This is a genomic window from Oceanicaulis sp. UBA2681 (genome assembly GCF_002354675.1).
Lineage (GTDB): Bacteria > Pseudomonadota > Alphaproteobacteria > Caulobacterales > Maricaulaceae > Oceanicaulis > Oceanicaulis alexandrii.
This window is the reverse complement of sequence record NZ_DEMB01000004.1, coordinates 1,222-1,507: the sequence shown is the minus strand read 5'-3', so window position 1 is coordinate 1,507 and position 286 is coordinate 1,222. Positions and strand designations below refer to the sequence as shown.

Below are 286 nucleotides of genomic sequence, written 5' to 3'. Positions count from 1 at the left end.
CGCTGACCTATTCGCGCTTCATCAACGGGCTGAGCCTGGCCGGTATCGAGGTGGACCGTAAGGTCCTGGCCGATCTGGCCGTGCATGAACCCGATGCGTTTGGTGCGATTGTGGACCAGGCCAAGGCAGCCCTGCCGGCCTAACGTCCAAGTTAACAGCAACAGGTCGAGACCCGGTCGGTATCCCCGATCGGGTCTTTACTTTTTAGGGCCAGTGTTCGGGTGGCTTTCGGTCCAGATGCCGCGCCCCACCCCCTGAAATGGCCTGTCGGTGACACGTCGGTATT

The 286-nt window shown here is 60.8% G+C and carries 1 protein-coding gene; it reads left to right on the top strand.

Features of this window, described 5'->3' with window-relative positions; all coding sequences use genetic code 11:
- The coding region (locus B3M53_RS03120) for a 50S ribosomal protein L20 (protein ID WP_286799662.1) at positions 1-143 on the top strand (143 nt) is incomplete at its 5' end.
- Between the last annotated feature and the right edge of the window lie 143 nt (positions 144-286).